Origin of the sequence: Streptococcus sp. NPS 308 (assembly GCF_002355895.1) — a bacterium.
Classification (GTDB): Bacteria; Bacillota; Bacilli; order Lactobacillales; family Streptococcaceae; genus Streptococcus.
The window spans coordinates 1,778,060-1,791,924 of the sequence record NZ_AP017652.1 but is presented as its reverse complement, the minus strand read 5'-3'; the positions used below and the strand labels follow the sequence as shown (position 1 = coordinate 1,791,924).

The following is a 13,865-nucleotide window of genomic DNA, read 5'->3' as shown; positions in this document are numbered from 1 at the left end:
TATTGTATCTCAATATGAAAGCCCTGTCAAGAGATATGTGTAAAAATTTTACATATAAAAAACTCCTAGTAAAAACTAGAAGTTTAAAGAATCTTATCAGCCCGATCCACCATAAAGAGGGAGATCGTCATGATGATGTCAATGATGAGGAGGGCCAAAACAGCAGGGACCCAAGATTGGAACATGTCAAAACTATAACCAAACAAGGTAGGACCAAAAGCAGCTAAGATGTAGCCCCCTGTTTGCGCTAGACCTGAGAGTTGCGCAGTCTTTTCAGGCGAGCTGGTCTTAAGAGAGAAGCAAACCATGAGGTAGGGAAAGAGAGCACTGCAGGCAGTCCCAATCAAGAGATGGACGACTAACCAGTAGAGGAAATTATTGGCTGGATACAACAGCATAGCAATTCCTATCATCCCAGCGATAGAGATAATTGCCAGCATGATTCGACGATGACCATCTGACAGACGAGTAGTCAGACTTGGAACGGTCATCGAAAAAGGAATGCTGATCAGCGAGAAGATAGAAGCCAGAAGAGCAGCATCACTATTAGAAATACCAGCGCTAACAGCCATAGTTGGCAACCAGGTCATACTTGTATAAAAGAGCAAGGACTGAAGCCCGCCAAAGATAATGATAGCCCAGACATCTTTACTTTTTAGAATATTCTCTTTGACTTGATTTTCTTTTTGTCCTTCTAGATAGTGGTTGTGGCGATGATTTGGAAACCAGACTAGCAGAGTGACCAGACAGAGAAAGCTGAGAACGAGGATGAGTCCCTTCCAAGAACTAGCTTGGGTGATAGGGACCGAAAGATAAGAAGCGATGGCTGTCGAAATTCCCATAGCAGTGACATAGAGAGTTGTTAGGAAACTAATCTTTTGAGGCTGATTTGCCTGAATCATACTTGGGAGAAGAACATTAAAAATAGCGATGCTCGCTCCGATGATTAGAGTTCCTAGATAGAGAAGGGGAAGATTGAAAATCCGAATGACAGAGCCAATAGTTAAGAGAAGAAGACAGTAAGTAAAGAGATGCTCTAGCCCAATCTTTTGCGCCAAGCGACTCGTAAAAGTAGAGAGAAGGGCGAACATCAAGAGAGGGAGACTGGTTAAAATCCCAAGAGAACTGACCTCAACTCCTAGTCCCTGAGCAATGTCTCCTAAAATGGTTGGAAGAGCAGTAAAAGGAGAGCGTAAAACAGTCCCGATTAAGACAATTCCAAGAACAAAAAAGAGTGATTGTTTTTTCATGAAAACCTCGATAAGACGACTTTAATAACAGCTTATTTTAAGGTTTTTTCTACATAATGTCAAGTAAAGACTGGGAGGAAAGCTGGAAAGATTTAACTGAAAATATACAGAAAGAAGACAGATTTCTTTACTAGAATTTTTCTTGATTTGATATAAAAATAGGAAACTAGGAAATTTTGTGATAAAATAGTGGAAGGAAATCTATATATTGGAGAAAAACTGTGTCTGAAAAGCAAAAAATTAGCGTCTTGATGTCGGTCTATGTAAAGGAAAATCCGACATTTTTGAGAGATGCCATCAAAAGTGTTCAAAACCAGACCTTAAAACCGAGTGAGCTTGTTCTCGTAGAGGATGGGCCTCTCACACCAGAACTCTATCAGGTGCTAGATGAAGTGGAAGCTCAGTCAGAAATTCCAGTTAAGCGTTGCCCCTTAGAAGAAAATCAAGGTTTAGGCTTGGCTCTTCGATACGGTGTTTTACAGTGTCAGTACGATATCATCGCTCGTATGGATACAGATGATATAGCAGTACCTGACCGCTTTGAAAAGCAAGTCCAACTAATGGAACAGGAAAATCTGGATCTCTTAGGTGGACATATTGCAGAATTTATTGACAATCCTGACGAGATTGTTTCTTACCGTCGTGTCCCAACTCGGCATGCAGACATTGTGGCTTACCAAAGAATGAGAAGTGCCTTCAACCATATGACAGTGATGTTCAAAAAGGACATGGTCCTCAAGGCGGGTAACTATGAAGATGGCCTTTACATGGAGGATGATCTCCTCTGGCTCAATATGATTGCCGCAGGAGCTAAGATTGGAAATCTGGATCAGATCTTGTGTCAGGTTCGTGTCGGAGCAGGGATGTTTGAACGTCGTGGTGGTTTGCGCTACCTCAAACTCTATCGCCAGGCTCGTCAGCGCATGCTTGAGAGAGGGCAAATTTCCTACATGGAATATGCAAAAAGCATTGCCATTCAAGCAATCGTTGCACTCTGCCCAGGCTTTGTACGTCAGTTTATCTTTGTCAAACTTCTAAGAAAAAGCAAATAAGCCTCGGATTGAGTATGATGAAACGAGGCATATTATGATGAAAACAGCTTTATCCGACTCTTTTAAGGGGGAGTAAACTTCGATGAATAAAAAACTAGCAGATTATGTTATTGATCTGGTTGAAATTTTGAATAAACAACAAAAACAGGTGTTTTGGGGGATATTCGACATTCTGAGTATGGTGGTTTCCATCATCGTATCTTATATCTTGTTTTATGGCCTAATAAATCCTGCGCCTGTGGACTACGTGATCTACACTCTTTTAGCCTTCTTCTTCTATCAAATCATGATTGCTTTTTGGGGGCTGAATGCTAGTATTAGCCGCTACAGTAAGATTACGGATTTCATGAAAATCTTTTTTGGAGTAACATTTAGTAGTGTTCTTTCCTATGGAATCTGCTATGCCTTTCTTCCATTGTTTTCTATCCGTTTCATCGTGCTCTTCATCTTGTTGAGTACCTTCCTCATCTTGCTTCCTCGTATCACTTGGCAATTGATTTACTCCAAACGTAAAAAAGGTAGTGGAGATGGAGAACACCGTCGGACCTTCTTGATTGGTGCTGGTGATGGTGGTGCCCTCTTTATGAACAGCTACCAACATCCAACTAGCGAGCTTGAACTAGTGGGAATTTTGGATAATGATGAAAAGAAAAAGGGACAAAAACTAGGTGGCATCCCAGTTTTGGGTTCCTATGACAATCTGCCTGAATTGGCTAAACGTCACCAAATCGAGCGTGTCATCGTAGCGATTCCTTCACTTGACCCTTCAGAGTACGAACGCATCTTGCAGATGTGTAATAAGCTAGGCGTTAAATGTTACAAGATGCCTAAGGTTGAGACAGTTGTGCAAGGACTTCACCAACCGGGTGGAGGCAGCGGCTTCCAGAAAATTGATATTACAGACCTTTTAGGACGCCAGGAAATACGTCTGGATGAGTCCCGTCTGGGTTCAGAACTGACAGGCAAGACTATCTTGGTGACAGGAGCTGGTGGTTCGATTGGTTCGGAGATTTGTCGTCAGGTTAGCCGCTTCAATCCAGAGCGTGTCATCTTGCTGGGGCATGGCGAAAACTCCATCTACCTCGTTTATCATGAATTGATCCGTACATTCCAAGGGATTGATTATGTTCCTGTCATTGCAGATATTCAGGATTATGACCGTCTCTTACAAGTGTTTGAGCAGTACAAGCCAGCCATTGTCTACCATGCTGCTGCCCACAAGCACGTTCCGATGATGGAGCGCAATCCAAAAGAAGCCTTCAAAAACAATATCCTCGGAACCTACAATGTTGCCAATGCTGTGGATGAGGCCAAAGTACCTAAGATGGTCATGATTTCGACTGACAAGGCGGTCAATCCACCCAATGTTATGGGGGCAACCAAGCGCGTGGCAGAATTGATTGTCACTGGCTTTAACCAACGTAGCAAATCAACCTACTGTGCAGTTCGTTTTGGAAATGTTCTTGGTAGCCGTGGTAGCGTGATTCCTGTCTTTGAACGTCAAATTGCTGAAGGTGGTCCTGTTACGGTGACAGACTTCCGTATGACACGTTACTTCATGACCATTCCAGAGGCCAGTCGTCTGGTAATTCATGCTGGCGCTTATGCCAAGGACGGAGAAGTCTTTATCCTTGATATGGGCAAACCAGTCAAGATCTATGACTTGGCTAAGAAAATGGTCCTTCTAAGCGGACATACAGAAAGTGAAATTCCAATCGTTGAAGTTGGGATTCGACCAGGGGAAAAACTCTATGAAGAACTCTTGGTTTCGACCGAATTGGTTGATAATCAAGTCATGGACAAGATTTTCGTTGGTAAGGTAAATGTCATGCCTCTAGAAGCCATCAATCAAAAAATAGAGGAGTTCCGTTCACTCAGTGGAGATGAGCTCAAAGAAGCAATCATTTCTTTTGCAAATGAGACAACCCATGCTGAGTAAGGATTTCGACTGATTTTTAAAATGAAAATGCTAAACCAGTTTTCTGTTTAAAGCAGGAGGCTGGTTTTTGAGAATTAAGTAGATCTGAAACGATAGATTTATTTTCGAAACCAAGATAAAGATATGGGCTAGATGGTGAATAGATATAATGAAAGGAGGTCCATGCATGCTGAATGCTTATAAAAATTTTTGGAAGGGGTATTTAAATTTTTCTGGTCATTCTACACGTCCAGAGTTTTGGTGGGTTTGGCTGCTAAATATGGTGATTTTCTTTCCCGTCTACTACTCGCTGTTCACTGGATTAGAATTTGACAACCCCATCATCAATATAGCGCTTTTCAGTATGTATATTATTTTGTTGCTAGTTGAGTTTGTTCCTCTACTAGCACTGATAGTACGTCGCTTACGAGATGTGGGTATCCATTGGGCCTATATCTTTATTGTATTTGTCCCTTTGGGTGCATTAACACTGTTAATTATGCTCGCTATGCCCAGTCAACGCTTTGAAGAAAAAGTAATAAAAAATAGTGAAAAAAATGAAGAGAATAAGAAAGACTCTCAGTTTGAAGACATGGTACGAAAATATTAAGCTATTTTTAGTCTAGTTAAAAACGGCTGAGTCGTTTCACAGCAAATAATCGCTTATAGTAACAACCTATACAAAAAAATACTCCTCAACCTAGTTCACTAGTGTTAGGAGTATTTTTGTATGGTGTATCATTTATAGCTGGTTAATGATATCGTCAATGGTATGGGCAATCCAGTCAGGTTGATAGCTGAGTAAATCAGCCTCCTCTCCAAATCCCCAAGTAACAGCGAACTTTTTAATGCCAGTTTCTTGGGCTCCGATCATATCAAACTTGGTGTCTCCGATGATGAGGACTTGGTCTGCGGGCAGTTGATGCATCTGCAAGGCATAACGGATGACATCCGCCTTGTGCGGCGTTTCAGGACTAGAGCCGTAAATGCCATCAAAGAAATGATGGATTCCCAGATTTTTAGTCATATCATGAGCAGTAGGAGTATTCTTTGTTGTAGTGATATAGAGAGGGTAGTTTTGAGAGAGTTCTTGGAGCAATTCCGTCATTCGGGGGAAAAGCTGCGCTTCGTGGATTCCTTTTTTCTTGTAGTAAGAACGGTAGATTTGAACAGCTTCTGAGATTTGTTCCTTGGGAAGGCAGGTCGCAAAACTACTTTCAAGAGGCGGACCCATAAAACCACGAATAGTTTTGGCATCAGGGCTAGGCACTCCTAGCTCTTTAAAGGTATGGGTAAAAGCATTGTGGATCCCGATGGAACTGTCAACCAGGGTTCCGTCTAGATCAAAAAAGATAGCTGAGATAGAGGGCATGATTTCTCCTAATAGATAAACTTATTCTCCGAAGATTTCTTTTTGTAGGCGACGACCAGTCGGGGTGGCTGCGAGTCCACCTTCAGCCGTTTCACGAAAGGCAGTTGGAAGGCTCGATCCGACTTGGTACATAGCATCAATAACTTCGTCAACAGGGATCTTAGACTCGATACCTGCCAAGGCCATATCAGCTGCGATAAAGGCAAAGCTGGCTCCCATGGCATTGCGCTTAACACAGGGAACTTCGACCAAACCAGCGACGGGGTCGCAGATGAGGCCCAGCATATTTTTAATGACAAAGGCAATGGCTTGGCTAGCCTGATAGGGCGTTCCACCTGCAGCCAAGGTCAAGGCTGCGGCACTCATGGCAGAGGCAGAGCCGACTTCGGCCTGACAACCACCTTCAGCACCTGAGATAGAAGCGTTGTTTGCGATAACCAATCCAAAGGCACCCGCGGCAAAGAGGAAATCCAGTTGTTCTTCGTGGCTGAGGTCAAGTTTTTGGATAGCAGCAGTGAGAACGGCTGGCAGACAGCCAGCACTTCCTGCGGTTGGAGTAGCGCAGACTAAGCCCATCTTCGCATTGTGTTCGTTGACTGCGATGGCATTTCGGGCAGCTGATAGGATGGTAAAGTCAGACAAGGCCTTGCCACTTTTGAGATGACGGTCTAGTTTGGCCGCGTCTCCACCCGTTAAGCCACTACGGGATTTATTTTCACTGAGGCCGAGCTCGACAGAGGCTTTCATGACTTCTAGATTGCGTTCCATGAGGAGGAGAACTTCTGGGCGTTCCCGACCGGTTAGTTGATATTCTGTCGCAATCATGAGTTCTGCGACATTTCCTTGGAAGTCTAGATCTGCTTGCTCGACCAATTCTTTGATAGAATAAAACATGTTTCCTCCTACTTAAAGAAATTGACATTATGGAGATGAGGGATTTTTCGGATTTCTTCAATCGCCTCTTCGCAACTTCGACTATCGACTTCGATAATCATAATGGCTTTTTCTCCAGCTTTTTCTCGAGTCACATTCATCTGCGCGATGTTGATATCGAAACGAGAGAGGGCTTCAGTAACATGGGCAATCATACCTGGAACATCCTGATGTACGATGATAATGGTTGGTGTGTTCATGTTGAGAGAGACAGCAAAGCCGTTAAGTTCCGTAACCTGGATATTTCCCCCACCAATGGAAATTCCTGTCACACTGATGGATTTGTGTTCATTCTTCACAGTAATTTTAGTGGTGTTAGGATGAGGAGCGTTGCTATCTTTCTGAATGGTCCAGACAATCTTGATACCACGTTTATGGGCAATCTCTAGGCTATTTGGAATGTCGGGATCGTCCGTATCCATACCTAATATACCAGCGACGAGAGCAAGGTCGGTTCCATGACCACGGTAGGTTTTGGCAAATGAATTAAATAATTGGAATTCGACTTCTGTCGGCGTATCGTCGAAGATAGAAGAGACGATTTTTCCGATGCGAACAGCTCCAGCAGTATGGCTACTTGATGGGCCAATCATAACTGGTCCGATAATGTCAAAGACAGATTGAAAACGAAGTGAGTGCATCTGTTTCCCCTTACAAAGATTCTTATATCTATTATATCAAAGAATGGACCTCTGCGCTTATTTCCCTTATCAAAAGCTTAAAATGATTAAAGATAGTATAAAATAAGGTCTTTTGTGACAAAAACCTCCTTAAAACGGTAAATATAAAACATTTTTGTAATATTTCTACATAAAACCGTTAAACAACGGTAACATTTAAAAGGTATCATAGATATATCCAATGGAAGGAGAATTTTTAGATATGTCATTAACAACTAAAAAAATTAAAACAACTATCGCAGGAGTAGCAGCTTTGCTTGCTTTCTTTGCTCCATCACTTGCATCTGCCCAAGAAACTGTAACTTACACAGTTAAATCAGGTGATACTCTTTCAGAAATCGCTGAGAAGTACAACACAACTGTTGAAAAATTGGCGGCAAAAAACAACATTAAAGATATTCACCTTATCTATGTTGACCAAGTTTTGGTTATCGAAGGAACAGCTTCAACTGTAGCTCCAGCGGCAACAACGGAAGAAACAGCTCCAGTAGCTACAGAAACAGTTGAAGAAGCTCCAGCAGCAACAACAACTTATGAAGCCCCAGCTGCACCTGCAGCTCCAGCAGCTCCAGCAGCAGAAAGCAACACTGCAGCAGCTTCTACTGTAAGTGGTTCTGAAGCAGAAGCCAAAGAATGGATCGCTCAAAAAGAATCAGGTGGTAGCTACACTGCTACAAACGGACGTTACATCGGACGTTACCAATTGACAGATTCATACTTGAACGGTGATTACTCAGCTGAAAACCAAGAACGTGTAGCAGATGCCTACGTTGCAGGACGTTACGGTTCATGGACAGCTGCCAAGAACTTCTGGCTTAACAACGGTTGGTATTAAGATCTAGCTAACAGAAAAATATGTAAAAGTCGAGGAAATCCCTCGACTTTTTTATATTTCCTTTGGTTGATGATAGGTCTCTACTTCTTTTTTGAGATGAGATAGCATGGAGGTTTCATCGGTTAGTTCCAGAAGGGAGAAACCTTTTTGGATAAGTTTAGAATCATCCGTACAAATCCCAATACGGACATAGCAGATAGCAAGCCTGTCGTAGCTTTTCTTGTTCTTGGCATCTTCTAGTAAAGTATAGCATATTTGTTTACACATATTTCTATCTTGATTGTATAAGTAAATGGTGGAGAGGTTGAGTAGGATTGCCATTCGCAAGTCATATAAATGTTGATAGTTTTTATAGACTTCTAAGCGTTGCAAGATTTTTCCAGTGATGAGATGGATATGTTCTATAGGAAAGGTAAAGAGAATGGTATTGAGAATTTTTAAGTCATTCTCGTACCAAGTGTCCTGCTTTTCTATCTTCTTCCATAGCTTCTTTACAGTATTGTTAACTTCGATTGACAGTTTTTTAGTCCCATTTTGGCGGGTATAGATAACAATTTCTAGCATATCTTGTATCTCTTTGATGGGGAGGTCGTGGTGAGTTTTGAGGTAGTCTTGACATTTTTGAAATAGTTTTTCGATTTCACTAGTCCCTAGGATTGAGCTCATATTGAGATAGGTTTGCATAATTTCTGTGCGTTGACTTGGTTGATAAAGATGACAGATATATTCAAACTCTTCAAAACTCATATTGACTTGTCGGAGAAGAAACTCCATATTTTCATATTTAGGAGTTGTTTTTCCACTTTCGATTTTTGATAGGCTGGTTCTTGAAAGGACGCTACCACAGACATCTTCTTGGGTTAATCCTTTTGACTCACGTATTTCTTTATAAACATTTCCAAAATCGTAGCGCATGATCTCCTCCTTGTTCGTGAAAAAAGTTAACAGAAAATAGAAACTGATTAAAAATATTGTATCATAGTAGTATAAAAAGTAAAAAAGAAATCTAAAATAAATTTGTGAAAAAAGGGAATAAATTCTACGACTAAGATGATAAAGTACTAAGGAGGTACTTTTATGAAAAAAATCAGTAATTTCTGTATGTTACTCCTGCTTCTGTGTACCACTTTTTTTGTTTTTAATATAAACTACACACGAGAAGTGGTGCGGATTCGGGAAATGGGAAAGACTGTAGATTCTTTGGATTTGTATTTGAAAGATATTAATGAACCTGCAGTATCTGTTCTTCGATTTTTTGAGGATGTATCAAAGGAGTACAAAGTCTCCATTATCAAAACAGACAGTGGTGATGAAGTAATCAAGTCTGGTGTTTTTGATAAAGATACCTTCCCCTACCAAGAGTTTGGGATTTCTTCTCTTGATTTTACCACAGATGGTGAGGGAGTTTACAGTAATAAAGAAATTTCCAATAAACTTGGTACGATTCCGACCTTTCTAAAAGCCAAGCCTATTCAGCTTATGACTTTTCAAACCTATATCAAGGATACATCTCGTAGTTTAAATGGTCGCTATACGATAACTTCTACACAAGAGATGGACAAGGATAGGATTGTACAGAAATGGAGCGATTTTTTCAAGATAGACCAGGCTACCTTGCTAGAGTCGACCTATAAAAGTGCAGTGGAAGTCATAAATCGAGATTTGCTTTTATCTGCCGTTGTTTTTGTCTTGGCTATTTTACTTCTTGTGTTAGTGACAGTGTATCAACCGATGATGGAGATGAAAAGAGTTGGGGTACAAAAATTACTTGGTTTTCAAGATCGGGCTGTTTTAGCTGATGTTGTGAAAGGCAACCTCTACCTCCTCCTAGGTGGGGCGCTTGTGATCAATCTAGGAGTGTTTTTCTTATTTGATTATAAGCCGAAAGATTTATTCCCTATGCTGTGGTTGTCGCATTTTTTGCTTTTGCAACTTTATCTCTTTATCAGTTGGTTGACCTATCTCTTGATCCAAAAAATGACAATCAGCTCTCTGCTGAAAAGTTTTTCATCTTTCAAATTTGGTCTACTCTTTAATTATTTGATGAAAATTGGAACTACCATTTTACTGACAGTCTTGCTAGTTGGGGTAGGAAAAAGTTTGGAGCAAGAAAACAAAGAGTTGGATTACCAGAAACAGTGGATCAGTCAAGGAAATTATCTGACCTTGGAAACTTTCCAACTCAATGATAATCTGTGGCAAGAGCAGTTGGCAGGCTCAGGGCAGGCAGTAGATTATTTCTATCGATTTTATCAGGATTTGGTAGAAAAAACGCAGGCGGGCTATGTGCAAAGTAGCAGTCTTCCTGTAAAAAATTTTGTCAAATTAGAACAGATTCAGCAATATCAGTTAACCGATATGGTGGATGTTTACTATGCCAATCGCAATTTTCTAAAGAGCAAGGGATTCAAGTTACCCGATACCGGCACTAAAAAAGTTATTTTGATGCCAGCAAGTACGAAAGGTGAAGAAGATAAAAATCAGCTCTTGGGGAAATTAATTGCCTATCTTTCGATGAAGTATGAAGAGCAGCAAAAACGAACGATAGAGGAGATGGATATCGAGATTGCTTACTATGAAGGTGATTGGTCATTCTTCCCCTATAACGAGAAGCGAAAGGAAAATCTCTACAATCCAATTATTAGCTTGGTCAATGATTCCGATATGATGTGGGATGAAAAAGCATCCCTGTCTACAACAGGTTTAAATAACCCGATTAAAATCGAAAATACGGCTCAACACCAAAAAGAGGTGACAGCGTTAGTTGAGAAATTATCAGATGGGAATTATTTAAAATTTTCATCTATTCAAGCCATTCAACAAGATAAAGTAGATTCTTATCGAGATGCTGTTCGGAATTTCAATATACTCTTTGCTTTGGTTGGTCTTCTTAGTATGATGATTTCCTACTTCTTACTAGTAACAACTTTCTTGTTGAAGCGAACAGATATTATCACCAAGAAGTTTATGGGCTGGAAATTGATAGATCGGTATCGCTCCTTGCTGGGTCTTCTATTAGCTGTTTATAGCCTTCCTTTTATGGTTTTGCTATTCTTTACACAGGCACTTTTCCCGCTCCTACTTTTTGCAGGATTTACAGGCTTAGATATCCTGTTTGTGCTTTTCTTGGGTTCTAAGATGGAAAAACGAAATGTAGTGCAGTTATTGAAAGGGGATCACTTATGATAAAGTTGGAAAATGTTACGAAAACCATTGGGAAAAAAGTTATTTTGGAGAACTTATCTCTAAAAATTAACCAAGGAGATTTAGTTGCCATTGTTGGAAAAAGTGGCAGTGGCAAGTCAACCTTGTTAAATCTCTTGGGTTTGATAGATGGCGATTACAGTGGACATTATGAAATTTTCGGTCAGCAAAATGTACCTGTCAATTCTGTTAAGTCGCAAGCGATTATCCGCGAACATATCTCTTATCTGTTTCAAAACTTTGCTCTGATTGATAATGAAACGGTAGAGTATAATCTCATGCTCGCTCTAAAGTATGTAAAATTATCCAAGAAGGACAAAGTCAAAAAGATAGAAGAAATTATAGAGAGAGTGGGCTTGCCATCAACTCTACATCAAAAGGTTTCAGAGTTATCTGGAGGGGAACAGCAGCGAATCGCAGTTGCTAGAGCCATTTTAAAACCCAGCCAGCTCCTTTTAGCAGATGAACCAACCGGTTCCCTAGACCCTGAAAATCGAGATTTGGTTTTGAACTTTCTCTTAGATATGAACAAGGAAGGGAAAACGGTCATTATCGTTACCCATGATGCCTATGTGGCTCAACAATGCCATCGAATTATTGAATTGTGAAAAATACAGAAATCTTATCAAAAATCTTTAAACTTAAGGACACCTTTAAAATTTAATTTTAAAACACTCATTTATCAATATTTTTTGATGGATAAAAATAGAAAATCGGTTGTTTTTAGGAGATTCCCTAAAATTACCTCCTAACCACACTTACTAAAAAAGATAATTCCTATGGAGATTGTATGACTCTGAAGCTTCGAATGCCTTAGTTCTTGTGATTTTGAGCTATTCTAGCTTTAGAATCCTTCAGAACGTAAAATTTTAAGCAGTCAAAGACCTAGAATACTCATAAAACATTTATTTTATAGTAATTCTAAGCTTAGAATTGCATGGATATGTATGTATTTAACCTATTCGACAGTTAGGACAGCTCTATTCTGGGAAATCTGGACGATCGATGGTTTAGAATAGTATTTCGCCAAGGGATTTTGTTGAAGGATTGCTTATTTTATGATACTCTAAAATAAAACTGATTTAATGTATTAAATGGAGAATCGTTACATGAAACATTTTTTTGCAGGAATTGGTGAGATAAGATTTATTAGTTATCTATTGTCTCTATGTGTAGGACTAGCCCCTCTTTTTCATATCTATGTAATAGGTTCTGAAATGAGTTTTATGAAAATAGTATTATCTATTTTGGGAATTATATTTGTTTGTGTTTTAACTATTGCTCGAATTTATAGGAGTTTTTTCTATAAAGAATAGCTTGGATTTGAACTGTGTTTAAAAACAGAGGTTGGTCGATTGACAGCCTCTTTCTTGTCTTCTCCAACCAAGCGTGTTATAATGAATACTGCTCAAGCGACCTTCAATCGTGAAGCACACACGACCTTCAATCGTGAATAAACGAATAGATGGGAGACTTACCATGAGTGATAACTCTAAAACACGTGTTGTCGTTGGGATGAGTGGTGGTGTTGATTCGTCGGTGACGGCTCTCTTGCTCAAGGAGCAGGGCTACGATGTGATCGGTATCTTCATGAAGAACTGGGATGACACAGATGAAAACGGCGTCTGTACGGCGACCGAAGATTACAAGGATGTGGCTGCGGTGGCAGACCAGATCGGCATTCCCTACTACTCTGTCAATTTTGAAAAAGAGTATTGGGATCGCGTTTTTGAGTATTTCCTAGCGGAATACCGTGCAGGACGTACGCCTAATCCAGATGTTATGTGCAACAAGGAAATCAAGTTCAAGGCCTTTCTGGACTATGCCATGACCTTGGGAGCAGACTATGTAGCGACTGGGCATTATGCCCGAGTGGCGCGTGATGAGGATGGTATCGTTCACATGCTTCGTGGCGTGGACAATGGCAAGGATCAGACCTATTTCCTCAGTCAACTTTCGCAAGAACAACTCCAAAAAACCATGTTCCCCTTGGGACATTTGGAAAAGCCTGAAGTTCGCAGACTAGCTGAAGAAGCAGGACTTGCGACTGCTAAGAAGAAAGACTCTACAGGGATTTGCTTTATCGGAGAAAAGAATTTTAAAAACTTCCTCAGCAACTATCTGCCAGCTCAGCCTGGTCGAATGATGACTGTGGATGGTCGCGATATGGGTGAGCATGCAGGTCTGATGTATTATACGATTGGACAGCGTGGTGGACTCGGTATCGGTGGGCAACACGGCGGTGACAATGCGCCTTGGTTCGTTGTCGGAAAAGACCTCAGCAAGAATATCCTCTATGTCGGACAAGGTTTCTACCATGATTCGCTCATGTCAACTAGCCTAGAGGCCAGTCAAGTTCACTTTACTCGTGACATGCCAGAGGAATTTACACTAGAATGTACAGCTAAATTCCGCTACCGTCAGCCTGATTCTAAGGTGACTGTACATGCCAAAGGAGACAAGGCAGAAGTCATCTTTGCAGAGCCACAGCGCGCCATCACACCAGGACAGGCAGTTGTCTTTTACGATGGCGAAGAGTGTCTAGGTGGTGGTTTGATTGACAATGCTTATCGAGATGGACAGGTTTGTCAGTACATTTAGATTGACAAATTTTCTCAATT

The 13,865-nt window shown here is 40.7% G+C and carries 13 protein-coding genes; 8 read left to right on the top strand and 5 right to left on the bottom strand.

What is annotated here, in order from left to right; genetic code table 11:
- Positions 1 to 83: 83 nt before the first annotated feature.
- Positions 84 to 1,250 (bottom strand): CynX/NimT family MFS transporter, encoded by a 1,167-nt coding sequence (locus tag SNAG_RS09095; RefSeq protein WP_096408598.1) that lies wholly within the window; start codon positions 1,248 to 1,250, stop codon positions 84 to 86.
- 221 nt (positions 1,251 to 1,471) lie between these two features.
- Between SNAG_RS09095 and SNAG_RS09090 the strand changes: the two genes are divergently transcribed.
- The 3 genes from SNAG_RS09090 to SNAG_RS09080 all read left to right on the top strand — a co-directional run bounded on the left by SNAG_RS09090 (position 1,472) and on the right by SNAG_RS09080 (position 4,830).
- Positions 1,472 to 2,302 carry a glycosyltransferase gene (locus tag SNAG_RS09090; protein ID WP_096408595.1) on the top strand — a complete coding sequence of 277 codons (831 nt, stop codon included), beginning with the start codon at positions 1,472 to 1,474 and terminating at the stop codon, positions 2,300 to 2,302.
- 82 nt (positions 2,303 to 2,384) lie between these two features.
- Complete coding sequence (locus tag SNAG_RS09085) at positions 2,385 to 4,241, top strand: polysaccharide biosynthesis protein (protein WP_096408593.1); 1,857 nt, start codon at positions 2,385 to 2,387, stop codon at positions 4,239 to 4,241.
- Between the two features lie 166 nt (positions 4,242 to 4,407).
- Complete coding sequence (locus SNAG_RS09080) at positions 4,408 to 4,830, top strand: DUF805 domain-containing protein (protein ID WP_096408590.1); 423 nt, start codon at positions 4,408 to 4,410, stop codon at positions 4,828 to 4,830.
- A gap of 132 nt (positions 4,831 to 4,962) precedes the next feature.
- Here SNAG_RS09080 and SNAG_RS09075 read toward each other — a convergent pair whose 3' ends face one another.
- The 3 genes from SNAG_RS09075 to sdaAB are packed head-to-tail and all read right to left on the bottom strand — an operon-like array spanning position 4,963 to position 7,166.
- Positions 4,963 to 5,592: an HAD-IA family hydrolase gene (locus SNAG_RS09075; protein WP_096408588.1), complete on the bottom strand. Its 630-nt coding sequence runs from the start codon at positions 5,590 to 5,592 to the stop codon at positions 4,963 to 4,965.
- 21 nt (positions 5,593 to 5,613) lie between these two features.
- Positions 5,614 to 6,486: an L-serine ammonia-lyase, iron-sulfur-dependent, subunit alpha gene (gene sdaAA / locus SNAG_RS09070; protein ID WP_000500031.1), complete on the bottom strand. Its 873-nt coding sequence runs from the start codon at positions 6,484 to 6,486 to the stop codon at positions 5,614 to 5,616.
- Positions 6,487 to 6,494: 8 nt separating this feature from the next.
- Positions 6,495 to 7,166 carry an L-serine ammonia-lyase, iron-sulfur-dependent subunit beta gene (gene sdaAB, locus SNAG_RS09065; RefSeq protein ID WP_000555868.1) on the bottom strand — a complete coding sequence of 224 codons (672 nt, stop codon included), beginning with the start codon at positions 7,164 to 7,166 and terminating at the stop codon, positions 6,495 to 6,497.
- Between the two features lie 241 nt (positions 7,167 to 7,407).
- On the opposite strand from sdaAB, the gene SNAG_RS09060 reads away from it, so the two are divergent.
- Positions 7,408 to 8,040, top strand: coding sequence for a LysM peptidoglycan-binding domain-containing protein (locus tag SNAG_RS09060; protein ID WP_096408586.1), 633 nt, complete (start codon positions 7,408 to 7,410; stop codon positions 8,038 to 8,040).
- Between the two features lie 51 nt (positions 8,041 to 8,091).
- On the opposite strand, the gene SNAG_RS09055 is transcribed toward SNAG_RS09060, so the two are convergent.
- Complete coding sequence (locus SNAG_RS09055; RefSeq protein ID WP_096408583.1) at positions 8,092 to 8,955, bottom strand: helix-turn-helix domain-containing protein; 864 nt, start codon at positions 8,953 to 8,955, stop codon at positions 8,092 to 8,094.
- 162 nt (positions 8,956 to 9,117) lie between these two features.
- Here SNAG_RS09055 and SNAG_RS09050 point away from each other — a divergent pair, with 162 nt between their 5' ends.
- The 4 genes from SNAG_RS09050 (at position 9,118) to mnmA (ending at position 13,845) form a co-directional block, all read left to right on the top strand.
- The gene (locus SNAG_RS09050) at positions 9,118 to 11,226 is read left to right on the top strand and encodes a bacteriocin-associated integral membrane family protein (protein WP_096408581.1); all 2,109 of its coding nucleotides are present in this window, start codon (positions 9,118 to 9,120) and stop codon (positions 11,224 to 11,226) included.
- Positions 11,223 to 11,852, top strand: coding sequence for an ABC transporter ATP-binding protein (locus SNAG_RS09045; RefSeq protein ID WP_096408578.1), 630 nt, complete (start codon positions 11,223 to 11,225; stop codon positions 11,850 to 11,852). The genes SNAG_RS09050 and SNAG_RS09045 overlap by 4 nt, the downstream gene beginning before the upstream one ends.
- A gap of 501 nt (positions 11,853 to 12,353) precedes the next feature.
- Entirely contained in the window at positions 12,354 to 12,560 is a 207-nt protein-coding gene (locus SNAG_RS09940; protein WP_096408576.1) for a hypothetical protein, read from the top strand.
- Between the two features lie 163 nt (positions 12,561 to 12,723).
- The gene (gene mnmA, locus SNAG_RS09035; RefSeq protein WP_096408573.1) at positions 12,724 to 13,845 is read left to right on the top strand and encodes a tRNA 2-thiouridine(34) synthase MnmA; all 1,122 of its coding nucleotides are present in this window, start codon (positions 12,724 to 12,726) and stop codon (positions 13,843 to 13,845) included.
- Positions 13,846 to 13,865: the final 20 nt, after the last annotated feature.